The sequence below is a fragment of the Paenibacillus sp. FSL W7-1088 genome, assembly GCF_037969855.1.
Taxonomy (GTDB): domain Bacteria; phylum Bacillota; class Bacilli; order Paenibacillales; family Paenibacillaceae; genus Paenibacillus.
Map to the genome: position 1 here is coordinate 446,747 of NZ_CP150216.1, position 23,524 is coordinate 470,270.

Here is a 23,524-nt window from a genome sequence, read left to right on the forward strand (position 1 = left end):
GAATCAAAAAAATCTGGGGATAACAGCGATCGGAAGGTTGTTCTGTCATCGGAGTGGCAAGTGTAAATATTCGTTTCAGGGAAGAAATTTGATAAAAGGGAGGGCCTGACTGTGACCCATTCACGCAAGCGTACAGGAAGAGGTCCGCTCGCCAGAGAGGCCCAGATCGCGGGATGGCTGTTTGTATCACCGATGGTGCTCGGGTTTACCCTGCTGCTGCTGTTTCCCATGGGTCTCGCGCTATACATGAGCCTGACCGACTGGCCGCTGCTGGGGGATCATCATTTTATTGGACTGGAGAATTACCGGAATGTGATGACAGACGCCATGTTCTGGAAAGTGCTCGCCAATACGGTTTATTTCACTGCGGGGCTTGTGCCGCTTAACATTGTGCTTGCTCTGCTGCTCGCATTGCTGTTATCCAGAAGTTTGCGCGGCATCGGGATTTTTCGAACAGCCATCTTCGTTCCGGTCATGACCTCGCTGATTGTATGGTCTATCGTATGGAAGCTGATGTATGCCACAGAGTCGGGACTGATCAATCAGCTTTTGTTAATGATAGGCATCAAGGGTCCGGCCTGGCTCTACAATCAGGATCTGGCGATGCCTGCGGTTATTGTGACGAGTGTACTGAAAAATGTGGGGCTGAACATGGTGCTGTTCATTGCAGCCATTCAGCAGGTGCCGCGTTCACTTTACGAAGCGGCAACCCTGGACGGCGCGGGCAGAAGGGGAACTTTCTTTCACGTCACGCTGCCCATGATTACGCCAACGGTGTTTCTAACCATGGTCATGACCGTGATTGGCTCGCTCAAGGTGTTTGGACAGATCTACGTCATGACACAGGGAGGGCCGAGCAACAGCACGAAGGTATTGGTCTATTATATCTGGGAAAAAGCATTCAAATTATTTCAGTTCGGCTACGCCTCTGCACTTGCATATGTGCTGTTCTTTATCGTGCTGATTCTGACACTGCTGCAATGGCAGCTTCGAAAGAGGTGGGTATTCAATGAAGGCGATGCCTAATTCTTCGATTCGCAAGACAGGCAGTGCCCTTGGGACGTATTTGCTGCTGACTCTGATCTCGCTGATCATGCTTGTTCCATTTATCTGGATGATATCGACGTCATTCAAGGAGCCTCAGAGCATATTTACCTATCCACCACAGTGGATACCGGATACCTTCCGATTTCAGAACTACATCGATGTTTTTCGATTAATTCCGTTTCATCGTTTTTATTTTAACAGTGTATATATTGCTGCTGTGGTTGTGCTGGGTACGGTGTTCTTTGCATCTCTCGCCGGGTACGCATTTGCCAAAATTCCGTTCAAGGGACGTAATGTGGTATTTCTCATCCTGCTGAGTGCGATGATGATTCCCCATGAGGTGACGGCGATTCCCATGTTTCTGTTCATGCGGCAGCTGGGGTGGATTGATACACATCTTCCGCTGATTTTACTGCCGATCTTTGGGGCGGGCGGCGTGTTTGGCATCTTTGTGATGCGGCAGTTCTTCATTACAGTACCCACCGAGCTGGAGGAAGCGGCGATGATTGACGGCTGCAACCGATTCCGGATCTATGCACGTATTATGCTTCCGATTGCCAAGCCTGGTATGGCTACGCTGACAATCTTTACGTTTGTGACGATCTGGAATGAGTTTTTCGATCCGTTGATTTTCATTAACTCGCGAGAACTGATGACGCTGCCGCTTGGGTTATCCTTGTTCACGGATGAAGTGGGAACAGCCTGGCAATATCTGATGAGTGCCACTGTTATGGCGACCCTGCCGCTGCTGATTGTCTTTTTCCTGGCACAACGGCGCTTCATTGAGGGAGTTGCCATGACAGGACTGAAAGAGTAGTCCATGCAATAGAACGGAAGGAGTGATAACTTGAGTGAACGGATAAGGATGAGGTTGAAAAGGGAAGAAGCGGATGTGGTTGTTGTGGGAGGGGGTCCGGCGGGTATAGCGGCAGCCATTGCTGCTGGACGACAAGGTGTTCGAGTAGTACTGGTGGAGCGGTACGGGTTCGTTGGTGGAATGTCGACTGCCGCCATGGTCTACCCTTGGATGACCTTCCATACGGAGAGTGGTGAGCAGGTGATTCGAGGCATCGCCCAGGAAATCGTTGACCGACTGCAGGCACGTGGCGGCTCTCCGGGGCATCTTCGGGATACGGTTGGATTTGTTCATACGGTTACGCCTTACCATCCGGCGATCTATCAGGTGGTAGCGGCAGAAATGCTGCAGGAGGCGGGTGTCCGGTTGTTATTGCACAGCTTCGTGGATGAAGTGGTTATGGTGGATGATCGGGTAGAGGCGGTACGTCTGACGAATAAATCTGGGCGAATGGAGCTAAGAGCGAACGTATTCGTGGATGCCAGCGGTGATGCGGATGCGGCTTATCTTGCGGGCGCTTCTGTTGCAAAGGGGCGAGACGGCGATCACCAATCACAGCCGATGACCATGAAATTCCGAATGCGTGGTGTGGACCTTGGACGAGTAAAACAATACATGCAGGAGCACCCGGAGGATTTCTATGCCAAGACCCCTTTCTCCGAACTGGACAGTATTCCGTTAACCGGGGTGAGCGGCTTCTATTCCCAATGGAAAAAAGCAGGTGTGCCGATTAATCGGGATCAGGTATTATTTTTTACCGGACCGGCTGAAGATGAAGTATTGATTAACTGCACCCGGGTGCAGGGGCTGGATGCTACAGATGCAGAGGATCTGACTTCTGCGGAACAGGAAGGTCGGAAGCAGGTGCTGATGATCGCTGAGTTTCTGCAGCGCGACGTGCCTGGCTTCGAAAGGGCTTCCATCTCAGCGGTAGCACCGCAGATCGGTATCCGTGAATCCAGACGAATCATCGGGCATTATGCGTTGACCAAGGACGATGTGGTTGCAGGGCGAAAGTTTGACGATGTAATCGCCAGAAGTGGCTATCCGATTGATATTCATGATCCTTCCGGTCAAGGCGTCGTAGCCGCTTTTATAGAAGGAGACGGAGCATACGATATTCCGTACCGCTCTCTGATTTCCCGCAATATTCGCAATCTGCTGGCGGCAGGACGCTGTATCTCCACCACACATGAGGCTCACGCAACGACAAGGCTGACTCCAAGCTGTATGGCTACGGGGCAGGCTGCGGGAACAGCAGCCGCTTTAGCTGTTCAGATGAAGCTAGATCCGTTGGAGCTGTCGGTAGCGGTGCTGCAAAAGGAACTACGCCGTAACGGAGCAGCGATCTAGGGGATGAGCTGATTGTGGGCGAATCATTAATAGTGGGAGTGGACTTAATTTAATCATTGGTCGTAAATTTTAACGAACCTGAGACGTCTAATTTGGGGATATCAGCTGATATGAAAAATGTAACGAATCTCAGTGAAGTTATTTCACCTCAAAACACTGAAATAGCGGGTAAAAGCAGGGGAATCAGAGGAATAGAGCGTCTACGATTCGTTAGATTAGAAACTGTCTCACAAATGGCTAAATAAGCTTCCCTCAGTTCGTTAGAAATTGGTGGGAAGTCCTAGTGAATTTATGAGCATAACTGTAGGTCCCAAAAAAACTCTAAGTCCACTGCATACGTGGATTTAGAGTCTTTGGGACGCTTTCCTTCTTTTTATCAAATTCGGTTCTTTCCTTCATATCTATTTCCATCGTATCTAATCAACCATGAAGCCTAGGTTGCTTCAAGTTACTTCAAGTTACGTTACTTCAAGTTACTTCATGTTACTTCATGTTTCATATTCCTTCTTGCCTTATTCCTTCCATGCATCAAGTCATTCGTGCTTCAAGTCGCCGTGCCACAATGGACAACGTATAGTTAATGACGAAGTACAATACGGCTGCGAGCAGCAGGGCAGGGATGACGTAATCGAAGCTCTGCCCACCAAGGATCTGCACATTGTGCATCAGTTCCGGCAGGGAGATGATGATTGCCAGTGAAGTATCCTTCAGCAAGGAGATGAACTGGCTCACCATCGGTGGCGACATGCGCCGCAAAGCCTGAGGCATAATGATGCCGCCAAGTGTCTGCATGTAGCTCAGTCCCGAGGAACGGGCGGCTTCCACCTGACCACGTTCTATCGATTTGAGTCCGCTGCGGACAATCTCTGCGATCATGGCGCCTTCGAACAGACTTAGTCCAACAACCGTGGACCAGAAGACAGACATTTTGATCCCGAGCTGGGGAAGTACGATATGAATGAAGAAAATGATCAGCAGCAGCGGCAGATTCCGAATCGTATCCACGATGACGGCCACAATCTGTGACAGGACCGGAATTCGGGTGTATCGAACGGTACCAAGCACGGTGCCGAGTACAAAGCTGAATACAATCGACAAACCTGCCACTTGCAGAGTGATCAGGAATCCGTGCAGCAGGAAACGAAGGTTGGGCCAGGCGTAGGCCCCGCTAAAGTCCATGGATCATCGGCCTCCTTCTGTGTGCGGACAGAAAATGAAATAATTTGGAAAAATTAGCTGCATAGCATAGTAGATAGTAGAGTTGCACCTTAAACTGGTGTACTAAACACAGAGAGAATATCGTTCGAATTTTACATGGTGACCTGACCCGTTGGTTTGTTCTTTTTTGGTTTGCCTTTGGTTCGGCTGGCGTCAGCATCGCTTTGTCCGAAACGGCGCTCCATATAGTGAACCAGGAAGCTGAGCGGTAAAGTCAACACCAGGTAGAATAGCGCAACAATGGTGTAGACGCTCAGTGGTAGGAATGTATCCGAGTTGATCAGATCGGCAAAATACATCAGATCCATGCCCGCTACGACCGCGAGGATGGATGAGTTTTTGACCAAATTGATAAACTGGTTGCCAATGGACGGCAATACAATCTTGATCGCTTGTGGCAAAATGATCAGGTTCATGGCCTGTACGTAGGACAGACCGGAAGATCTCGCCGCCTCTAACTGCCCGCGGGGGACTGTCTGAATGCCCGCCCGGATTGCTTCGGCAATGAAAGCGGCCGTATAGATGGTCAGACCGAGTGTACCCGAGATGAAGCCATCCAATGAAATGCCGAGTGCCGGCAAGCCAAGGTAGAAGAAAAATACGACGAGCAGCAGCGGGATGTTGCGGATAAACTCCACAAAAGCCGTGCCGATCCAGTTGAGCGGTTTAATGGGGGATATCCGAAAGATAGCCATAATTGCACCAAGAATAAAGCTGCCAATCAAGGCCATGATGCTCACCTGGATGGTGTTGAGGAACCCTTCCAGGAATCGATCCGAGTGTTTAATCAGTATACTGAAGTCCAATTTGCCCATGTAGGCGAAGCCTCCGTTCTCCAGAGGTAGAAGCGGCGATTGCGTCCTATCCATGCATGGCACAGCATAGGCGAGGTCGCCGCTTAACCATCATTAATCGGGGTTACTCGGGCTTGCTGCCCAGCCATTTCTCGTGCAACGTATCATATTCTCCGCTGTCCTTCATGCTTTTGAGCAGGCTGTTTACTTCTTCAACGAAGGCAGTGTCGCCTTTGCGAATCGCCATGCCGTAAGGTTCGCTCGTGAAATTGCCACCAACCAGCTTGAAGTTGTTATCGGTCTGCTGCATGCCGATCAGGATAATGTTATCGGTCGTCAATGCTTCGCCTTTACCCGCTTTGAGGGCTGTGAAGGCATCCTGATAATTGTCGTATTCGAGGACCTCGGCATCCGGGGCTTTTTCCCGAATATTTTGCGCAGAAGTCGAGCCTTTGACGGCAAGTACCTTCACACCGCCGAGACTTTCGAGACCGGTAATCGGGCTGTCGTTTTTCACAAGCAGGGATTGCCCGGCTTCAAAATAGACATCACTGAAATCCACTTGTTCCTTACGTTCATCCGTAATCGTCATCGTGGCGATGATGATATCAATGTCGCCGTTTTGCAGCATCGGAATGCGCGTTTTGGACGTTACTTCCTTCAGTTCTACCTTCGTTTCGTCTCCAAGAATCTGTTTGGCAAGTGCTTTGGCGATATCAATATCGAATCCTTCGACTTCGCCGCTTGCGGGGTCTTTCAAACCGAACAATTTGGTATCATATTTCACGCCGGCAATGAGCTTGCCGCGCTCTTTAATCTGTTCAATGGTGCCTTTGGCTTCGGTACTCCCACCAGAACCGCCGCTGCTGCTTTCCTCTCCAGTGCTACAACCGGACAATACAAGGGATAGAATCAAAACAAGCATAAACGACGGCCACTTTAATACATTTTTCATTTGGTAAAGACCCCTTTCAAAATGGATTATTCTCAGTGGTGAATCAGACGACTCAGGAATTGCTTGGCCCGTTCTTCTCTCGGGTTGTCGAAAAATTCAGCGGCGGAGGCTTCTTCCACAATTCGGCCTTCATCCATAAAGATGACTCGGTCTGCGACCTCGCGCGCAAATCCCATCTCATGGGTAACGACAACCATCGTCATCCCGTTGTGGGCAAGAGACCTCATAACATCCAGAACTTCCCCGATCATTTCGGGGTCCAGTGCAGAGGTGGGTTCGTCAAAAAGCATGATTTTGGGCTCCATGGCAAGACCTCTTGCAATGGCTACACGCTGCTGCTGTCCACCGGACAACTGGGAAGGATAACTGTCTGCCTTGTCGGCAATGCCTACCCGGGTCAGATACTTCATCGCCGTAGAGGCTGCCTGTGCTTTGGGCTGTTTACGCACCTTCATGGGTGCAAGGGTAATGTTATCGATGACTTTTTTGTGAGGGTAGAGATTGAAGTGTTGAAATACCATGCCGATATCACGGCGGAAGAGGTTGATGTCCACCTTTTTCTGATGTAAAGGGACACCGCTGACGACAAGTTCACCTTCGGTAATCGTCTCCAGACGATTGATGCAGCGGAGCAATGTACTTTTGCCTGAGCCGGAAGGGCCGATAATGACAACGACTTCTCCTTCTTCAATGTGAAGATGAATATCTTTGAGGACATGAAAATGGCCAAAATGCTTCTGGACACCCCTAAATTCAATCAAGAGACCCCATCCTTTCTGCAGCATCTGTGTGTAAAAGGAATTATAAGGAATAAATTGAAACTAGTTATTTAATCATACATACTCATCCTGCTAAAGGCAATTGGTTTGTAATAAAACATGACATAAGTAATGGGTTTTATAGGGCTATAGCCAGTAAATATGTTATATATTTGTTATATTACTAACCTATTTATGACGAATCCTGACAGAAAAATGCATCCATTCTCCTAGTTGTTTTACAACCATTGGAATAGATGTATAGAGTATACTGGAAGAGATGTTTACTTTATGACTCTGATCATAAAAACAAATAACATCAAATTCTGAATCGTACATGGCAAAAAAGCTCAACCCTATGCCCTATGGCATTGATATGATGGAGCGAGAATGCGCTTTCCAGTAAGTGATGCAATAGTATAAACAGTCCGATCCAATTATAGGTAGAGAGGATGTTCTGAACGATGAATACATATTACTCCCCACTGGACACAGGAGAAGGTACAGAATCTGATACGAAGGCTTATGAAGTGAGTTTACCTGTCATCCCGGCACGGGATTTTCAGATTACGGATTATGGTGCGGTAGGGGATGGCTTGACGGATAATACCGAGATGTTCCGGCTGGCTATAGCAGCTTGTGCAGAAGCGGGCGGAGGTCGAATTGTCATTCCGGAGGGTGTTTGGTTAACGGGGCCGATTGTGCTTCGCAGTCGAATTGAGCTTCATGTTCAGGCGGGTGCTCTGGTTACGTTCAGCCGTAATTTCGATCAATATCCCCTGATTGCGTCCAGCTTCGAGGGTTGGCAGGCAGTGCGGTGTCAGTCGCCCATTGATGGTGAGCAGCTGGAGGATATTGCGATCACGGGTGAGGGGATTTGGGATGGCGGTGGAGAGGCATGGCGTCCGGTGAAACGATCCAAAATGACTGCATCGCAGTGGAATCGACTGGTTTCTTCGGGCGGTGTGGTGGAGCAGGCTGACGGAGACGAAGCCATTTGGTGGCCATCGACTTTTGCCCTTGAAGGCGGTGCGATTGCGAATCGTCTGCATCTGGAGCAAGTGTGTGACGTGGCTGCTTATGAGGAAGTCAGAGACTTTTTGCGTCCTAACATGGTCAGCTTGCGTCAATGTAAACGAGTGCTTTTGGACGGCCCAACGTTCCAGAATTCGCCGGCATGGAACCTGCACCCCTGGGCATCCGAGCATGTCACGATTCGTAAAGTGAGTGTGCGGAATCCATGGTTTTCCCAGAATGGGGATGGGCTGGACATCGAATCCTGCCGTCATGTCGTTGTGGAGCAGAGTGTATTCGATGTTGGTGATGATGCGATCTGCCTGAAATCCGGCAAGGATGCAGAAGGTCGTGAACTCGGTCTGCCCTCGGAATATATTACGATCCGCAATTGCACCGTGTATCACGGTCATGGCGGTTTTGTCATTGGCAGTGAAATGTCCGGTGGCGTGCGGCATGTGCGTGTCTCGGACTGTACGTTTATTGGAACAGATATTGGGCTTCGCTTCAAAAGTGCGCGTGGGCGCGGCGGGGTCGTTGAAGATATTCAGGTGGAGCGAATCTATATGAAAGATATCATAATGGAAGCTATCTCGTTTTCCTTTTTCTATGCCAATCAGGAGGGATCAGCTCGCGGTAGCGACTTGACTCAGGAGATTAGTGAGGAGACTCCGGTGTTCCGGGATATTCGGATATCGGATGTAGTCTGTGCAGGAGCGGAAACCGCGTTATTGGTGAGTGGACTGCCGGAAATGCCGCTGGACGGTCTGGTCATTCAGGGATATACGGTGACGGCTCGTAACGGGGTGCAATGCGCTCATGCGAAGCACCTGCGAATCGCCGAAATGAACGCACATATTACCGAAGGATCGTTAATTCATTTGCATCAGTGTAAGGGTGCGGAGCTGGAATCGATTGAGGGTGTGGGCGCAGACGGTCGGCTCCTAATGGTGACAGGACATGAATCGGCAGGGATCGTATGCCGGGAAAGTGATGCAGATACAGAGGGGCGCCAAATCTCCGTTGGTCCTGAAGTAAGAAGTGGTGTAATCATCCGCAGGTAAGAAGGGTTCGACGTTGCATAGGTTTATCTTATCACCGCGGGCATATCCTGGCGCGCGATGTCATGGCAGATTGTCGTATGACAGACGTCCGGCTTCGCCAGTCGCTTTGAAGATCTATCGATGTTCTTTGCGATAGCGAAGCGGCGTAGTCCCGGTCACCTGTTTAAACGTTTTATTAAAATGGGCTGTATGCTCAAATCCTACCTTCTCCGCAATCAGCTGCACCCGTTCTTGGGTGGACAATAAACGTCTCTGTGCCTCCCGAACCCGGGTAACACGCAAATATTCGCTGAAGCGAAATCCGGTAAAACGGCTGAACATTCGGCTAAGATAAGATGGACTGATATAAAATCTCGCTGCGGCCTCTTCCAATGTAAGGGGCTCATTATAATGATTGTTCACATAAGTGACGATCTCACTGATCTTATCCTGCATGGGATGATGCGGAGCCGGAGAGGTTTGCCGAGTATTCTCTTGCACCCGGTGGATCTGAATCAGGATCTGGGCGAGCAGGCTTCTCACCACGATTTCATAATGAGGTCGGCGCTCCTTGCATTCTTTCAGCATCTGCCACAGCATTCGTTCGATCTCGGGCTGCTCCGCATCAGGAAAGTGCAGCAGCCTTGAACGATCGAAGGGAAGCAGACCGCATATTCCAAACTCCATCCCGGTGGCAAAAGAAGGCGAGAACCCGATCAGAATTCGTTCAAAGCCGGGAATGCTTCCTTTGGACGTCGTATGTACATCATGGGGATTGATCAGGATCAAATCACCTTTGCGGGCGGTAAGAAGCTGACCATTCATGGAATAGACACGTTCTCCTTCAAGCAGATAATACAGTTCGTAAAAAGGGTGTGCGTGAGGCTGTGGCATGGCGTTCCCGTTGTGTCTGCTCATGTGTTCAATGGTGAATGAACTCTCGCCAATTCGATATTTGGGTCCAATCCGATTCTCTATAACACTCATAACACGTCTCTCCTCTGCGCCAGCTGATTTACGGTTAATATCCATATCATAACGGAAAATCCAGTTTGTTGTAAACGCTATCATTTAAATGAGGGTCCGACCAGACGTAATGAATAGAATGTGGGCGGAATGATTTTCGGAAAGCTAATATAGGCTGTAAAGGTGACAAAAGTCTATTCATGTTTTACAGTAGGGGGAGTGAGGCTAACCTCTGGATAGGGGTGTCTCCAATTCGATTTGGAAGGAAGGAAACAGAATATGACGACACATGAATTATCGCCACTCGTTGCTGCATTGAATATGCAGCCACACGTTGAAGGCGGTTGGTATAAGGAAGAATGGAAGGCATCGTATCAAATTCCACAATCCGTACTGCCGGATACATACTCAGGCCCTCGATTCTCGGCAAGTTCGACATACTTCCTGCTGCACTCGCACGAAGTCTCGGAATGGCATACTGTTTTGTCTGATGAGCTTTGGTTATGGCATAGCGGCAGTCCGATTGAATTGAAATTGGGCGGCAACGGAGAAAACCCGGAAAATGAAGAAGTGCTCCTACTGGGTATGGATATTGCTGCGGGTCAATCGCCGCAGGTACTCGTTCCAGCCGGAGTATGGCAAACCGCACGCCCGCTGGGTGATGAGCCTGTACTGGTAACGTGCGTTGTAGCACCAGGTTTCCATTTTGATGATTTCAAACTGGTTTCCAAAGGCTAATATAACCATAAATTAACAAGCAAAATCCCGATTCAGGTGCGTGTGCATCCGGATCGGGATTTTTTGATGTTTTCTAGTTGTGATTATATATTGAAATTAGAAGTTAAAGTTGTCCGGATCGGAACCAAAGCGTTTATTCTCGTTCAATTGGTTAATGCGTTCGATTTCTTCCGTGGTCAACTCAAAATCATACAGGTCCGCATTATCGCGAATGCGCTGTGGTGTAACGGATTTAGGTATGGTCACAATACCATTTTGCAGATCCCAACGTAGAATGACCTGTGCCGGTGACTTGCTGTACTTGGCAGCGATCTCCAGAAGTAGCGGATGCTCCAGCAGATGTCCCTGACCCAGTGGAGACCATGCTTCAATCTGGATCTGATGTTTGTTGCAATACTCCCTTAGCTCCGTTTGGATCAACAGCGGATGCAGTTCCACCTGATTCACAGCAGGTTTAATGGTTGCATCGGTCATCAGGTCCTCCAGATGGTGAATCTGGAAGTTACTCACCCCAATGGCGCGGATGCGTCCTTCCTTATGCAGCTTCTCCAGCGCTCTCCAGGTATCCTTATACTTGCCCTTGACAGGCCAGTGGATCAGATAGAGATCCAGATATTCCAGTTCGAGTCGTTCCATACTTGCTTCAAAAGCGGCCAGTGTGGATTCGTAACCTTGATCCCCGTTCCACACTTTGGTCGTAATGAACAGATCCTCGCGGGCGATTCCGGATTCACGAATACCTTGAGCTACACCCGTTTCGTTGTTATACGCTTTCGCTGTATCAATACTGCGATAACCAGCCTGGATAGCCGTTTTGACGGCTTCAACCACTTCTTCTCCATCTTTAACTTTGAATACGCCAAAACCCAGCCAAGGCATTTTGACTCCGTTATAAAGTGTCGTTGTGTCCTGCACATGTTTCATGGTCCGAAATTCCTCCTCTGATTCATTCATTATTTCATTATGTAATTACCCTGATGATCGGCAGCCAATCGTAAATGGATGACTGTCTGTATTGATTATACTAAAACCTTTTTGGTAATGGGAAAGAATACGAGCATTTCGATAGGAAAAACCCCTCTTTTATCCTTTTTCGCCAGCCAGAGGTTTGGTTTTGACGCGTGCGGGTGATAAGATGAAGTATACGAAATATGGAAACAGAAGCTTTCCTATGGAAGGGATCACATGAAGAACAGAGGAGCACGGGAAAGTTGGGTGTCATTGAACCCGTGTGATTAACGATAAAGGAGTAAGAATACAATGGCTAAACCTAAACAAACCAAAAAAGCAGCAGCTTGGTCTCTTGTTGTTATGGGAGCGGGATTTGCCGCATCATTGCCGTTTCAGGGCGGCGTAGTAGGCAAACTGCTGGTAGGTTCATTTGAAGCGGGCTTGGTAGGTGGACTAGCGGACTGGTTTGCCGTAACAGCGTTGTTCCGTCATCCACTGGGTATTCCGATTCCCCATACGGCATTGCTGCCCAAGAATCGGGACAAATTGACCGAAGGTCTTGTTTCCGCGGTAGAAAACAACTTGCTGAACAAGGATAGCATCACCGAGAAAATTGCGGGTTTCAAGGCGGCAGAAATCGTTCTGGATACGATGACACGGGAACTTCACAACGATGGAGTCAAAACCATGATCGATACGCTCTGCAAACGAATCCTTGCAGGCCTGCCGCTCGAGCAGATTGCTCCATTGGTTGCGGGCGAGATCAAATCACAAGCGGGGGCCTTCGATCTGGGTCCGATTCTGGAACGGGCTTCGATCCAGATGAGTGAGCGTGGATATGATGCCAAAGCACTGGACTATGGTCTGAAGCAGGCAGAGGAATGGCTGGTGAAGCCGGAGACCATCATGTTTTTGGGTGAAAGTGGCTTAAAGGCGATCAGTGGCATCCAGATGAACGGATTAATGCAATTTGCGATGAATGCGTTCATGGGTTATCTGAATGAAGAGCGTCTGGGCAGCATTTTGCAAGGGTATCTGTTTGACCGAGTAGAGGACATGAAGCGTGAGGGCAGTGCTCTTCGTTACAAAGTGCTAGATCTGTTGCGAACCCAGGCTATCCGGCTGGCGATGAGTGAAAGTGTTCAGGATGGAGTCAACGGCTGGAAAAACAACATGCTGGATGGATGGAATGCAGAGGAAACCGTACTGAACAAGCTCATTGAATTGAGGGATAAGGCGCTCACTGCAATGGAAGATGGTCAGTATGTGGATACGTTTGCTCTGCCTGCGATTGAGCGGGTATTGTCCGATTTGCGGTCAGACGATGCTTTATTGGCAGGGTTGAATGCGAAGATTGTGGAAGGCGTAACGACGCTGCTGGAGAAAAACCATTCCAAGATCGGCAATCTCGTGCGCGAAAATGTCAACAAAATGGACAATGCCTCATTGATCTCCTTGATTGAGGATAAGGTTGGACAGGATTTGCAATGGATTCGGATTAACGGGGCTGTTACCGGATTTATAATCGGGATTGTGTTGACCGCCCTGCGGATGGTATTGGAGTAACTCATTGATAATGGCAAGATTAGGGCCGCTCACTGGAGTGGCTCTTTTTCGTCTGGGCAATTATAAATGGCGAACTGATGCATAATCCAGAAAATGGGGTAATGTACACCCAAATGACCGATTGGAATCATGTAGGAACAAAGTTACATAAAAACGATGCCAACAGCCGATGTGATCATGTTGATTTTGTACTATGATGCACATAACAGAAGAAAAGAGTGGATATACGAATATATTTAATGAAAAAGAAAAGGTGATTGATATGAGGTTGAAGCGGCGGTTCGCATGTATATTTTTTTTGACCATACTATCCACTTTCATTTTGGGAGGGTGTCAGAACATGAAGGAAAGTGAAAAACAGGCTTATTTTAAAGAAGCGGAAGCGGAAGCCGTAAAATATTTGAAAAATAAATATGAACTGGATGTGGTGATCACGAACAAAGAGTTGTTACCTGAGATGGCGCTTGATTCTATTGCTATGGAAGGACATGTGGTTGAACATGAAGAGCAAGAATTTACGATCTCGTATGACTATGAGGATAAAAAAATTAAAAACTTTGGCATGAGTCCAGCAATTAAGGAAGCCATTATAGCTAAGGGATATGATCCGTTTAACAAATAAATCATAATTCAGGATTGATTTTCTTGGAGGTGCGACGGCTGTGAGTAACTCACCTAAAATTGATGACGAAACATACAACAAGATGTCTGAATTAGCATATGAGAATCTGAAAGCAGGTATGGAGTTTGAGAATCTTCCTGGATGGCAAGTTCTTGAGGACACGCATGGAAACAAAAAATCCGGCTTTGATGCGGTGACCTTCTACAATCCCGAGACCAAACAGGCGATAATCGCATATCGGGGCACGGAGGGAAGTGCTTCGCTGGATCGCAGCGTTCCTGATTATTACGCGGATGCTCAAATCGGTTTGCCTGAGCTTGGCAGAAAGATCGAACAAAGTACGGATTTTACACCGGATTGGTTGGCAAATGGCATTCAGAAGGTAAGAGATGTGACCGGAATCACTACAGTCGAGAATGCTGTGGGAGAACTGGATAAAAAGCTGGATAAAACGTTCAGTCTGGGACCGAACCAGATGTATGAGGCGGAAGACTACGCCAATGATATGCAGAAAAAATACAAGGATCTGGATTTCTCGCTGACAGGGCATTCGCTTGGAGGGGGGAATGCCCAGTATGCGGCTGCATACACGGGACTCTCCGCGGTGACGTTCAGCGCGCCATCCGTAATCTCCAGTCTCACGCCAGAGGCAAAACGAAAGGCCGAAGAGGGTGGGTTTGATAGCCAAATTATCAATTATGGGCATCCGGGAGACTTTGTAACGAGCGGCTTTTTTGGTGGATACGATCGTCACGTAGGTTCCATGTATTACATCAATTCCAACTATGAGGATATGAATGATGACATGGGCATGTGGGATAAAATCAGCAACACCTTTGGTGGTAAAGAGTATCACAGTTTGAAACAGTACAAGTTTGAGAACGGCTATATATCCAACGATCTATATGATCCGGTTACAGGCGAGCAAATCCATTATTCACCACGTCAGCCGTTCAATGTCCTGTCTGATCTCGCAGCATTTATGCGGAACCTGGGTGGGCAGGCAGACAGTTTTACAAGAGGTATGGCCTCGGCAGCAGGAGCGTCTGGCCTGATTCAGGTAACGCCCGAGGAACTCAAAAGTGTCGCTGCCCGTTGGAAGCAAAATGCACAACAGTGCAATGCAGAATTGAATACGGTACGGAGCCGGATGGCTCAATACCTGCATTCCAGCCGCAGTCGCAGACTTGAACCTATCGTCACTCATCTGGATGCGTCTATTAACGAATTGAGCACATGGCATATGAAACATACGAGTCAGTTCTTGAACTTTATCGAAGAGAAGGCGGAAGCCTTCCGTCAAGCGGATGAGAGTCAGGTCAGTTTTAAATAGAGTTTTGCGTGAAGGGCCTGGCGATTGGCAATTACATAAGGGAGGGAATACGAGTGAGCGGACAATTGCTGGTAGAGCTGAATGATCTTCGGATTGCGGAAAAAGAATTGACCCAGCTGCTTGCCCGTCTCCAGGCAGATGAGCAGGAGGCGAGGAGCCTATACAATCGTCTCGACGACTGGAAGGGACAATCGGCCGATTATACAAGGCAGCAGATTGAAGCGTTCTTCGCGGGTCTGTCTGGACGAATACAGTCGATTGAACAACAGAAGAAGAGCTTGCTGCAATATATTGAAATCATGATCCAGACGGATCAGGGACGATAGAGGAAAAGTTGTATGGGAACGCTGCTCTTGAACCGGTGAACTTAAACATGAGTTTGAGTTTTGAAACCGAAGTTTGAATTCGAAGTTAGCGTAAGCGTACAGCTAACAAAAAGGAGCCTTGGCACATCGGGATAAATCCCGTTCGCCAAAGGCTCCTTTCTTTTTTGTTTACATACAAGACTGCATGTTTTGCATGTTAGCTTTTAACGTTTTTTGCGGCGTGTTGCCAGAGCGATACCCAGGAAGGATAGGATCAACGCCAGAATGGATACGATCAGGGTAGCCTGTTGCAGCTTCAATGTGCCTGGATCTGAATCCGTGTTGTTTGGCTCACCAGTAACGGTGTCGTTCAACGCGTCACCCAATGTGGTATCGTCGTTTGCCTTCGTATCGCCACCCGTTGCAGCTTCATCATCATGACCCGCATTGCCGGCTGTACCTGCGCTGTCATGACCTCCGCCTGCAGCGGCATTACCTGCAGCAGCAGGATCTTGGCTGATTGCCGTGATACTGTGCGGGTTGCTGTCACTTGGTCCGCCTGTCCATTCCACGATGCTGCCATCGCTATAATACTGGAACGCATCCCAGGCGACTTCCGTTTCCGCATCCGGATTCTGTGCTACGAAGTTGAACTGCTGGAATTGACCAGCCAGAATGCCTTCGTTATCTCCGTCCACTTCCCAAGTGATAGATGTTACTTCATTGGAATCATTTTTTTCGGTAGTGATTTTCCAGCCTGCCAGTGGTTGGTATTGCTTGAATGCAACGCCTTGCGGTACTTTCAGCGTGACTTTGGTGGTAGGCAGCTCTTTTTCGGATGGAATCTTGATGCTATACGTCTGCCATGCGCCTGTCTGTGCCACAGTTGGGTTAACGGTAACGTGAGCGCTGGCGAATCCGGCGAACAGCATCAGCGCAGCAGCTCCAGCAGCGAGGCTGGATGTCAGTTTGGAAGTCCATGATGTTTTCTTCAAAATAAATTACCCCTCTCAAATCTTATCATTTATGTTTCGGCCCATTTTCTAAAATTAGTGCCTGATGTGCTGCAAAGTCAACGTTCCGGTTACGAATCGTTCTTTCAATCGCTGTTATTCCCAGATTTTTTGATTCACTTTATAAGTGAAAATCCGGGAATAGCGTATGCTTCCGAAGCAGCTTTCTTGCAGAAAGCTTTTAGGTGAACATTACACTTCTCCAGAATCGATTTCGTCCCCTTCACTACAATTGCAGCTTGTTGAGACACTGATTTTAGGCTGAGTCGCCTTTCAAATCTGAATCGGTTTTAACCTATGGATTAGCGGTGTCGATCTCAAATTCGGTATCCAGTGAATCCAGAGATCGGGTTAGCAGATGCACCTTGATATTCCAGCGTCCTGGCATGGAGATGTATTCTTCTGCCTCATATACGCCAGTATCATTTTTCGGAATCGTGATCTCGTAAATGCCCATATCCATATCCAGGTGGGTCAGTGACAGTGTGATCTGTTCCAGATCGTTAACTGTAGTGCCGTCCGGTTTCTTCACATCGACCTTAAACTGATTCTCTCCGGTACGATTTGGGCTTACCTGAAGTGTAATTGTGGTTCCGTCGTCCATGGTCTGCGCTTCTTTATAAGGTCCTGCGGCTGCCGGTTGTCCAGGAGACAGGTGTGTCAGTACGGCGGCCAGCGCAAGCACGACGGCACCAGCAATCAGTTCCGCCTTCAGGCTGCCGGCGAGTCGGTTACCGCTGCTTGTACGTGCCATTCTGGCATGACGCCAGGCCAATAGAAGCATCACCACAAGCAAGACAACTTTAGCGATAAGCACGAGACCATACGCCGTTGTGAACAAAGACGTAAGGAGAGGTGCAGGCAAAATGATCAGGCTGCTGTATATCCCCGTAGCGACGAGAGCAGCAACAGCACCAATGCCCCATGCTGTGAATCGTCGGATCGCCGTCCAGTAGACCTCTCCTCGCACCGTGGAAGGCAGTTTATCCGCGAGCGGAGGCAGACACGCAGCCATGGCGGTTAGAGCGCCGATCCAGAAAGCGGCTCCGATCAGATGAACGAAGTCCATTGCGATGGCGAGCGCACGTTGCTCCGCCGCAGCCGGATGTCCTGTCATGGCATGGGTGAACAACCAGCCAAGAACGAGGACCAGTGATCCGTATGATGACCAGATCCGGATACGCAGCGAGCGATCCCGGTCATATCCGGAGAGGATAGTAACCGCCAGCAGCATCACAATGAGCATCTGTACCATCCAGATCTGGCCAAATGACGTCAATTTGAGTGCACTGCCCATCAGTGCCCAGCTGAACTCCCCGATGGAAACGCCTGATTCATACAATGTGTTCAGGGGCAGGCTGATCAGAGCGGCAACAGAAGCGGCACCATAATTGATCCATAACAGCCTGTAGCTCCTTGGCACTTCCAGTGGTTCTCTCGCCATGGAAGCAGGCGCAATCCGGAACAGCAGGAAAGCAAGTGTGCCTAGAATCACAGACAACCCCAGATATTGGATCCAGTCGGTCAGCGACAAAATCCATTTTAACGGTCCGCCAACCTGGCCTGAACCAGAAGTTAAATCTGCGAGACCAGCAGGAGCGCCAGATGGTTCCCCGATATGAAACACATAGGCTCCCTGAATGGGGTGACCATCCGCAGACACGGCCTTCCAATTCACGGCGTAGGTTCCGTTTCCAAGTCCGGTCCGCAGTCCGGTCTCCAGAATATGAGGACGAGCCTCATCGACGTGCACATTGCCGTCATCTGCCTGTGTTCCGTCAGGTGCGGTGATTTTAATATCATAAAAGGCCGTTTGCAAAGACTCATTGAACTCCAGAGTCAGTTGTTCAGGCGCAGTCGCAACCAGTTCATCTTCACCTGGTGAGGCCTGCACAATATAAGCATGGGCAGATGCCCATTGTGGCATAACAAGGCAACACAACAACATCAGAGCGACCATCAGTGCCCAGTGCCGTTTGCCCAATTTCATGGTGAATCTACTCAAAATCAAAAAATCATCACCCTTAGGTCTAGAATTGTAAGTCATTCTTTGTTATCTGAGCACAATCTATACCATTATAACTTTGTCCAAAATAACACCGTATGACTACATTGGGCTATAAAAAAACGAAATGATCCATGGAATTGTGACAAAAACATGAATGCCCTGCTATTTACGCAGCTTACGGCCTGCGAGTCCGCTTTCCAATGCATAGCGGGTTAATTGCACACGATTTTCGAGATGCAGTTTCTGTAAAATATTCTTCAGATGATTTTTAACCGTTTGGTCCGAAATGCCAAGTTGGTCGGCAATCTCACGGTTGGTATATCCCGCAGATACCCATTGCAGGATCTCAAGCTCCCGCGTAGTCAGCGGATTATCGGGTACATCCTCCGTGCGAGGCGCAGGGAACTCCTGGAGGATTCGATAGGCAAGCTCCTTGCTCAGGGGTGCATCATCACTGACGATGGCGCGAAGGTATTCAAGCCAGGTGGAGGGAGCCAGATTTTTGAGCAAATATCCCTGGGCCCCCTGCTTCAGCGCTTCGAACAGGTACGTGACATCATCCGATATAGTAACCATGACGATAATGACATACGGAAAGCGCAGTTTGATCTGGCGGGTGGCTTCCAGCCCATCCATATCCGGCATCTGCACGTCCATCAGAATAAGATCGGGCATCCATTGCCCGGTAAGCTCCAGCGCCTCCAGTCCAGTCGAAGCGGTACCAATAACCTCAAACAGGCTGTCCTCGGATAAAATACTGCAGATCGCCTCACGCGCATGTGCGTGATCATCGACGACCAATACCCGTACAAGTTCCATATTAAGCATGCCCCTTTCCAATGGTTATTCGTGTGTAACCAGGCCTTGAATCAAGGGCGAAAGACCAGCCCATCTGAGCTGCACGTTCCTTCGTAATTCGCAGGCCGTACCGATCCTTCAGGTGCAGTGGATCACCGCTCACACCAATACCGTTATCCTGAATGAAGATCGACCAGGCAAAAGGAGTCCCTTCTGCAATCACCCGAATATCTGTAGCCCGGGCATGTTTGCGTACATTAAGCAGTGCTTCCCGAATGCAGGCGAGCAGTTCTACCTGCTCCTTGGGGGAGAAAAAGGTGCTGTCCAGATCCCATGCCAGATGCGCCGAAGGAACCGTCTCCTCTATGAGCAATTCCACCTGTGACAGCAGGGAAGTTCCCTCCGGTACTGCCGCTTGTCCAGGGACGTAGCGGAGCTGGGCGATGGCCTGCCGTACGTAAGCGTTGACCTCGTGTACGGTTTTGCGTATTTCCTGAATTTCATTCTCGTGACCACTTCCAGCCAAACTGCGCTCGGCTTTGTCTGTTTTTACCGACAAGAGAAAAAGAGACTGCGAGATGCCGTCGTGAAGCTCGCGGGCCAGTTGGTCCCGAGCTTCGAGTGCCACTTTGGAAGCACGCTCCTGCTCCAGAGCGGCCCTGGCACTCTCCAGCATGTTGAATAAGCGACTTAGCAAGGTGACGCTTATGAGGTAAAGGATTAGAGGGGTAAGCCAGTTACCCACATCCATGGAGAGGTACGGCATCAAAAATTGGTGACGGATGTATTCCCAAAGACCAACCGTAAATGTCGGGACCAGCAGAATCATCCATTTAATCTGTTTGTATGACATGAATACAGAGCTCCTTTGATATAAGGTCCACTTATATGTATCCGTTTCAAGGGTTGGCACCATTATAACGCATGCTTGCTTCAGACCCTAGTCTGGCTTTCTTCGGAGGAACCTCGGGTGGATAAGGGAGCATTTAGAAGGATATCTAAGAACAATACGGGGTGAAATTATGTCACGCAGGGTGAGCCTTGATGAGTACTGATGAGCGGGGCTGTGTCCATTTTCCCTATTGAAGGAGGTCCTCTATACTTATATAGAACGCAAATTTATTACAAAAGATGTTAAGGAGTGAACGCAACAACATGAATCAAGAGGTATTGGAACGTCGCAGCGAGTTGCTTAAGAAGAACATTCATCAAATGCTTCTTCAAGACAATCAGCACGGAATCAGTCGTCAGGATAACATGTTTTTGCAGCAGATGATTAAAGAGCTGCATCAGACTTCACATGAGATGAATACCACTCGATAACGTATAATCTGCACAAGAATGAAGTAATCTGGTGCATGATTTACTCTATGATGAACATGAAAATGGCGCTATCCCCGATTAGGCCGGGGGTAGCGCTTTTGGCTTTTTAAGGGGGAATTCTGAGGTGTTACACAAGTTGTTGCTGCACCGTTCGTGTCTGAATATATCGGATGAACAGCTCGGCTAGCTCGGGATCGAACTGAGAACCGGAGCACATCTTCAGTTCCTTGATCGCTTCATCCACATTTTTCGTTTCCTGATACGGCCGCTCCGTCGTCATTGCATCAAAGGAATCAATGACCGTGAGCATCCGGCACAGCCTTGGAATCTCACAGCCTTTCAGACCATAAGGGTAGCCTGCCCCGTCATACCGTTCATGATGCAATTCAATATAGGGAATGAGATCGGCAAAACGCTCGTTGGTCATGGCCATTTTTTTGCCCCAGGTGACATGGCCCTTGATCGTTTCCCATTCTTCAGCGGTGAGCTTTTCTTTCTTATTCAGGATGGACCACGGAATTTCAAGCTTTCCGATGTCATGAATCAATGCGCCCAGTACAAAAGTACGCTTCTCGACATTATCGAGTTCCAGCAGCTCACTTATATCGAGAGCATACTTATATACGCGTTTGGAATGTTTGAATGTATCCATATCCTTGTATCTGAACAAGTTGAGCTGCTGCTCAATGTCGCGCACGTCCTGCACCAGATCAATCTCTTGCTCCATGCCGTCGTTACTGCCGTGGCGATGCACATTGTTTTTGCCCTGCTTTTTGGCATAATACAGCGCTTTATCCGCCTGATCCACAAGTTGTGACTTGTTGTACATATCGACCTCATAACGAGCAACACCTGCGGAGAACGAGAGGCAACCGTGCGGAAACACTTCAACTCCTTCAAAAGGTGTATCGTTCAGCTGTTTGCGCAGCTTGTTCATGAACGCATACGCCTCGTCCAGGTCCATGCCTGGCATGAGCAAGGTGAACTCTTCTCCGCCATAACGAAAGGCGGTGACCGGAGTGCCTTCCGTCTTCCGATTGAGGAAATCTCCCAGAAGAGCCAGCAGGCTGTCACCCTGGAGATGACCGAAGCGGTCATTGTATTTTTTGAAATCATCAATATCGATGAGTCCCAGTGAAAGCGGGGTTCCCTGGGAACGGGCGTTAGCAAGCTCGCTTTCCAGCATACTTTCAAAATGGCTGTGGTTAAACAAACCTGTGCGTTGATCCGTATTCGCCTTTTCCTCAATACTCTGATACATCACAAACAGCTGTTTGAACGCATGCGATAGTAGAATGCTAAGACTGAGATAGAGCAGCAGGCCGAGAACGCCGTTATGCACAACGAGAATGGTCAGCACAAGTGCCAAAATCAATGTACATAAATAGACGAGCAGTGATTCGGTAACGAACACACGCTTCATCTGCTGTAAAGCATCCTTTGTTGAGAAATGAAAGAACAGGCCGAGCGTGATTGTATTAATGATGAAGTAGGCTGCAAGTGCCGCAAAATAGGGCAGCAGGTTATATCCATCCAGTGCTCCTGGAATTCCTCCAGTCCAAGTAAATACATAAGCAGCTCCAGCAATCATAAGGCTGTAAATGCTGAAATTGACGATATGTTTCCACCAGGTGAGTTTGCGGTCCTTGATTAACAGAATGAGGGAAACGGGCAGCAGTACAGACAGACTGAATGCACCACCAAACATGAAGATAGAGGCGAGGTACACGGAAGAGTCCATGGATTGCTGATTGCCTTTGGGCGGAATTTGAAACGTGAAGTAATCCAAAATCAGCGCCGCACCGAGCATCGTGTATACCATTACCCATTCTTCAGCGGATAGATGGAGATAAGACCACTTGTTCATATACAGAAAAATACCGATGCCCGTGCAGCTAAGCAACACGACATACATGCTGCTCCGATCTGCTTTATGGATAAGGTTACGAATAAAGTTCATAAAAATTCTCCTGCTTGGTTTAGTCTGCTCTTGATGTGAATATATCGGCTTGTACTATATTGATGTATAACATAACAAGTTACCTCCCAAAAATCCAGAAAGAAAAAACAGGCCGCTGGCAGCCTGTTTGTCTTGGTTGGCGAAGTATATGTACTAGCCGCCCAACTTGTATCCCGAAGTCAATGCAACAACGACAGAAGCTACGATGATTGCGTTGATGACGAGACGGGAATATTTAATGCCTTCGAATTTTTTCATGGAAAAGACCTCCCTTCCTTGGAGTCTGTCCGAATCTCTTCAGGCCTGATTGAATTAACTGGCTGCAGAGCATCTCTGGTTCGATTCACCATCATGTACTGGATAAACAGGAATATGCCAATGTTCATGACCACATCGCCGATGCTGATTACCTGGGTCCGCGGATAAGGGCTGGACAGCGGGATGATATCACCTAGAAACGAAAGATGTGTGGAAGCATCCATCATATAATGCTTTGATACGGCTCCGCCTTCGCGCAGCATGTCCACATAATAGGGCCCAAGAACAGCCGAGGCGTCCACGGAAACAGGCATACGCCCACCGTTCACCGCCATGACGATGAAATTGAGAAAGACACCGATCCAGATCAGCGTAAAACCCTTGTAATGTCGATTAAGCCACAAAAATGCCAGACCTGTGACATAAACGGCAGCAAACAGGTATCCATTGATGGATGCAACCCAATCAAGCCTTTCCTGCAAGAAAAAGATGAAGAACTGGGCCAGCAGCAACAGCGGGAAAATCCATCCGCCTCGCAGCTTGAGTGCTGCAAACTGGTGGAGACCATACCGAAATCCTCCCCGGAACAGTCCAACGATCAAGCCGAGCAGAATGCCGTCGTATACCATGATTAACTCCTGTCTT

Annotated in this window: 22 protein-coding genes; 10 read left to right on the forward strand and 12 right to left on the reverse strand. The window is 48.6% G+C overall.

Annotated elements, in window-relative coordinates; all coding sequences use genetic code 11:
- Positions 1-111 precede the first annotated feature (111 nt).
- From MKY42_RS02145 to MKY42_RS02155, 3 genes are read left to right on the forward strand one after another with little or no spacing between them, the layout of a single operon-like run.
- On the forward strand, positions 112-1,026 hold the full coding sequence (locus tag MKY42_RS02145) for a sugar ABC transporter permease (RefSeq protein ID WP_339848255.1): 915 nt from the start codon (positions 112-114) through the stop codon (positions 1,024-1,026).
- Positions 1,010-1,864, forward strand: a complete 855-nt coding sequence (locus MKY42_RS02150) for a carbohydrate ABC transporter permease (RefSeq protein ID WP_090904085.1) — start codon at positions 1,010-1,012, stop codon at positions 1,862-1,864. The genes MKY42_RS02145 and MKY42_RS02150 overlap by 17 nt, the downstream gene beginning before the upstream one ends.
- A 48-nt stretch (positions 1,865-1,912) precedes the next feature.
- The gene (locus tag MKY42_RS02155) at positions 1,913-3,256 is read left to right on the forward strand and encodes an FAD-dependent oxidoreductase (protein WP_090904086.1); all 1,344 of its coding nucleotides are present in this window, start codon (positions 1,913-1,915) and stop codon (positions 3,254-3,256) included.
- Positions 3,257-3,784: 528 nt separating this feature from the next.
- Here the strand turns inward: MKY42_RS02155 and MKY42_RS02160 are convergent.
- The 4 genes from MKY42_RS02160 to MKY42_RS02175 all read right to left on the reverse strand — a co-directional run bounded on the left by MKY42_RS02160 (position 3,785) and on the right by MKY42_RS02175 (position 7,008).
- Positions 3,785-4,435 carry an amino acid ABC transporter permease gene (locus tag MKY42_RS02160; RefSeq protein ID WP_063566273.1) on the reverse strand — a complete coding sequence of 217 codons (651 nt, stop codon included), beginning with the start codon at positions 4,433-4,435 and terminating at the stop codon, positions 3,785-3,787.
- 131 nt (positions 4,436-4,566) lie between these two features.
- Positions 4,567-5,289, reverse strand: coding sequence for an amino acid ABC transporter permease (locus MKY42_RS02165; RefSeq protein ID WP_090904088.1), 723 nt, complete (start codon positions 5,287-5,289; stop codon positions 4,567-4,569).
- A gap of 103 nt (positions 5,290-5,392) precedes the next feature.
- On the reverse strand, positions 5,393-6,223 hold the full coding sequence (locus MKY42_RS02170) for a transporter substrate-binding domain-containing protein (RefSeq protein WP_090904089.1): 831 nt from the start codon (positions 6,221-6,223) through the stop codon (positions 5,393-5,395).
- A gap of 32 nt (positions 6,224-6,255) precedes the next feature.
- Complete coding sequence (locus MKY42_RS02175; protein ID WP_079695864.1) at positions 6,256-7,008, reverse strand: amino acid ABC transporter ATP-binding protein; 753 nt, start codon at positions 7,006-7,008, stop codon at positions 6,256-6,258.
- Between the two features lie 437 nt (positions 7,009-7,445).
- On the opposite strand from MKY42_RS02175, the gene MKY42_RS02180 reads away from it, so the two are divergent.
- A complete protein-coding gene (locus MKY42_RS02180) occupies positions 7,446-9,059 on the forward strand; it encodes a glycoside hydrolase family 28 protein (RefSeq protein WP_339848264.1) in 1,614 nt (537 codons plus the stop codon).
- A 114-nt stretch (positions 9,060-9,173) separates the two neighbouring features.
- Here MKY42_RS02180 and MKY42_RS02185 read toward each other — a convergent pair whose 3' ends face one another.
- Positions 9,174-10,025, reverse strand: a complete 852-nt coding sequence (locus MKY42_RS02185; RefSeq protein WP_090904091.1) for an AraC family transcriptional regulator — start codon at positions 10,023-10,025, stop codon at positions 9,174-9,176.
- Positions 10,026-10,283: 258 nt separating this feature from the next.
- Between MKY42_RS02185 and MKY42_RS02190 the strand changes: the two genes are divergently transcribed.
- Positions 10,284-10,742, forward strand: a complete 459-nt coding sequence (locus MKY42_RS02190) for a cupin domain-containing protein (RefSeq protein ID WP_339848266.1) — start codon at positions 10,284-10,286, stop codon at positions 10,740-10,742.
- A gap of 96 nt (positions 10,743-10,838) precedes the next feature.
- On the opposite strand, the gene MKY42_RS02195 is transcribed toward MKY42_RS02190, so the two are convergent.
- Complete coding sequence (locus MKY42_RS02195) at positions 10,839-11,666, reverse strand: aldo/keto reductase (protein WP_179262023.1); 828 nt, start codon at positions 11,664-11,666, stop codon at positions 10,839-10,841.
- Between the two features lie 336 nt (positions 11,667-12,002).
- On the opposite strand from MKY42_RS02195, the gene MKY42_RS02200 reads away from it, so the two are divergent.
- The 4 genes from MKY42_RS02200 to MKY42_RS02215 all read left to right on the forward strand — a co-directional run bounded on the left by MKY42_RS02200 (position 12,003) and on the right by MKY42_RS02215 (position 15,540).
- Positions 12,003-13,259, forward strand: coding sequence for a DUF445 domain-containing protein (locus tag MKY42_RS02200; protein ID WP_090904093.1), 1,257 nt, complete (start codon positions 12,003-12,005; stop codon positions 13,257-13,259).
- Between the two features lie 340 nt (positions 13,260-13,599).
- Positions 13,600-13,881 carry a hypothetical protein gene (locus MKY42_RS02205; protein WP_063566264.1) on the forward strand — a complete coding sequence of 94 codons (282 nt, stop codon included), beginning with the start codon at positions 13,600-13,602 and terminating at the stop codon, positions 13,879-13,881.
- Positions 13,882-13,921: 40 nt separating this feature from the next.
- Positions 13,922-15,214, forward strand: coding sequence for a hypothetical protein (locus tag MKY42_RS02210; RefSeq protein ID WP_339848271.1), 1,293 nt, complete (start codon positions 13,922-13,924; stop codon positions 15,212-15,214).
- Between the two features lie 53 nt (positions 15,215-15,267).
- Positions 15,268-15,540, forward strand: coding sequence for a hypothetical protein (locus tag MKY42_RS02215; protein ID WP_053780102.1), 273 nt, complete (start codon positions 15,268-15,270; stop codon positions 15,538-15,540).
- Positions 15,541-15,743: 203 nt separating this feature from the next.
- Here MKY42_RS02215 and MKY42_RS02220 read toward each other — a convergent pair whose 3' ends face one another.
- The 4 genes from MKY42_RS02220 to MKY42_RS02235 all read right to left on the reverse strand — a co-directional run bounded on the left by MKY42_RS02220 (position 15,744) and on the right by MKY42_RS02235 (position 20,191).
- Positions 15,744-16,514: a YcnI family protein gene (locus MKY42_RS02220; protein ID WP_339848275.1), complete on the reverse strand. Its 771-nt coding sequence runs from the start codon at positions 16,512-16,514 to the stop codon at positions 15,744-15,746.
- A 313-nt stretch (positions 16,515-16,827) separates the two neighbouring features.
- A complete protein-coding gene (locus tag MKY42_RS02225) occupies positions 16,828-18,543 on the reverse strand; it encodes a copper resistance protein CopC (RefSeq protein WP_339848277.1) in 1,716 nt (571 codons plus the stop codon).
- Between the two features lie 159 nt (positions 18,544-18,702).
- Positions 18,703-19,359: a response regulator transcription factor gene (locus MKY42_RS02230; protein WP_179262017.1), complete on the reverse strand. Its 657-nt coding sequence runs from the start codon at positions 19,357-19,359 to the stop codon at positions 18,703-18,705.
- Between the two features lies 1 nt (position 19,360).
- Complete coding sequence (locus MKY42_RS02235) at positions 19,361-20,191, reverse strand: histidine kinase (protein ID WP_090904096.1); 831 nt, start codon at positions 20,189-20,191, stop codon at positions 19,361-19,363.
- Between the two features lie 302 nt (positions 20,192-20,493).
- Between MKY42_RS02235 and MKY42_RS02240 the strand changes: the two genes are divergently transcribed.
- Positions 20,494-20,661 carry a hypothetical protein gene (locus tag MKY42_RS02240; protein WP_162842449.1) on the forward strand — a complete coding sequence of 56 codons (168 nt, stop codon included), beginning with the start codon at positions 20,494-20,496 and terminating at the stop codon, positions 20,659-20,661.
- 127 nt (positions 20,662-20,788) lie between these two features.
- On the opposite strand, the gene MKY42_RS02245 is transcribed toward MKY42_RS02240, so the two are convergent.
- Both MKY42_RS02245 and MKY42_RS02250 read right to left on the reverse strand, forming a co-directional pair.
- Positions 20,789-22,621 (reverse strand): diguanylate cyclase, encoded by a 1,833-nt coding sequence (locus MKY42_RS02245; RefSeq protein ID WP_339848281.1) that lies wholly within the window; start codon positions 22,619-22,621, stop codon positions 20,789-20,791.
- 254 nt (positions 22,622-22,875) lie between these two features.
- Positions 22,876-23,508, reverse strand: coding sequence for a DUF5317 domain-containing protein (locus MKY42_RS02250; protein ID WP_177185871.1), 633 nt, complete (start codon positions 23,506-23,508; stop codon positions 22,876-22,878).
- Positions 23,509-23,524 lie beyond the last annotated feature (16 nt).

Coding starts and splice junctions, on each gene's coding strand:
- MKY42_RS02240 (WP_162842449.1), top strand. CDS start 20,494: ATGAATCAAGAGGTATTGGAACGTCGCAGCGAGTTGCTTAAGAAGAAC.
- MKY42_RS02185 (WP_090904091.1), bottom strand. CDS start 10,025: ATGAGTGTTATAGAGAATCGGATTGGACCCAAATATCGAATTGGCGAG.
- MKY42_RS02230 (WP_179262017.1), bottom strand. CDS start 19,359: ATGGAACTTGTACGGGTATTGGTCGTCGATGATCACGCACATGCGCGT.
- MKY42_RS02200 (WP_090904093.1), top strand. CDS start 12,003: ATGGCTAAACCTAAACAAACCAAAAAAGCAGCAGCTTGGTCTCTTGTT.
- MKY42_RS02160 (WP_063566273.1), bottom strand. CDS start 4,435: ATGGACTTTAGCGGGGCCTACGCCTGGCCCAACCTTCGTTTCCTGCTG.
- MKY42_RS02195 (WP_179262023.1), bottom strand. CDS start 11,666: ATGAAACATGTGCAGGACACAACGACACTTTATAACGGAGTCAAAATG.
- MKY42_RS02235 (WP_090904096.1), bottom strand. CDS start 20,191: ATGTCATACAAACAGATTAAATGGATGATTCTGCTGGTCCCGACATTT.
- MKY42_RS02245 (WP_339848281.1), bottom strand. CDS start 22,621: ATGAACTTTATTCGTAACCTTATCCATAAAGCAGATCGGAGCAGCATG.
- MKY42_RS02150 (WP_090904085.1), top strand. CDS start 1,010: ATGAAGGCGATGCCTAATTCTTCGATTCGCAAGACAGGCAGTGCCCTT.
- MKY42_RS02155 (WP_090904086.1), top strand. CDS start 1,913: ATGAGGTTGAAAAGGGAAGAAGCGGATGTGGTTGTTGTGGGAGGGGGT.
- MKY42_RS02180 (WP_339848264.1), top strand. CDS start 7,446: ATGAATACATATTACTCCCCACTGGACACAGGAGAAGGTACAGAATCT.
- MKY42_RS02165 (WP_090904088.1), bottom strand. CDS start 5,289: ATGGGCAAATTGGACTTCAGTATACTGATTAAACACTCGGATCGATTC.
- MKY42_RS02170 (WP_090904089.1), bottom strand. CDS start 6,223: ATGAAAAATGTATTAAAGTGGCCGTCGTTTATGCTTGTTTTGATTCTA.
- MKY42_RS02250 (WP_177185871.1), bottom strand. CDS start 23,508: ATGGTATACGACGGCATTCTGCTCGGCTTGATCGTTGGACTGTTCCGG.
- MKY42_RS02175 (WP_079695864.1), bottom strand. CDS start 7,008: ATGCTGCAGAAAGGATGGGGTCTCTTGATTGAATTTAGGGGTGTCCAG.
- MKY42_RS02190 (WP_339848266.1), top strand. CDS start 10,284: ATGACGACACATGAATTATCGCCACTCGTTGCTGCATTGAATATGCAG.
- MKY42_RS02205 (WP_063566264.1), top strand. CDS start 13,600: ATGAAGGAAAGTGAAAAACAGGCTTATTTTAAAGAAGCGGAAGCGGAA.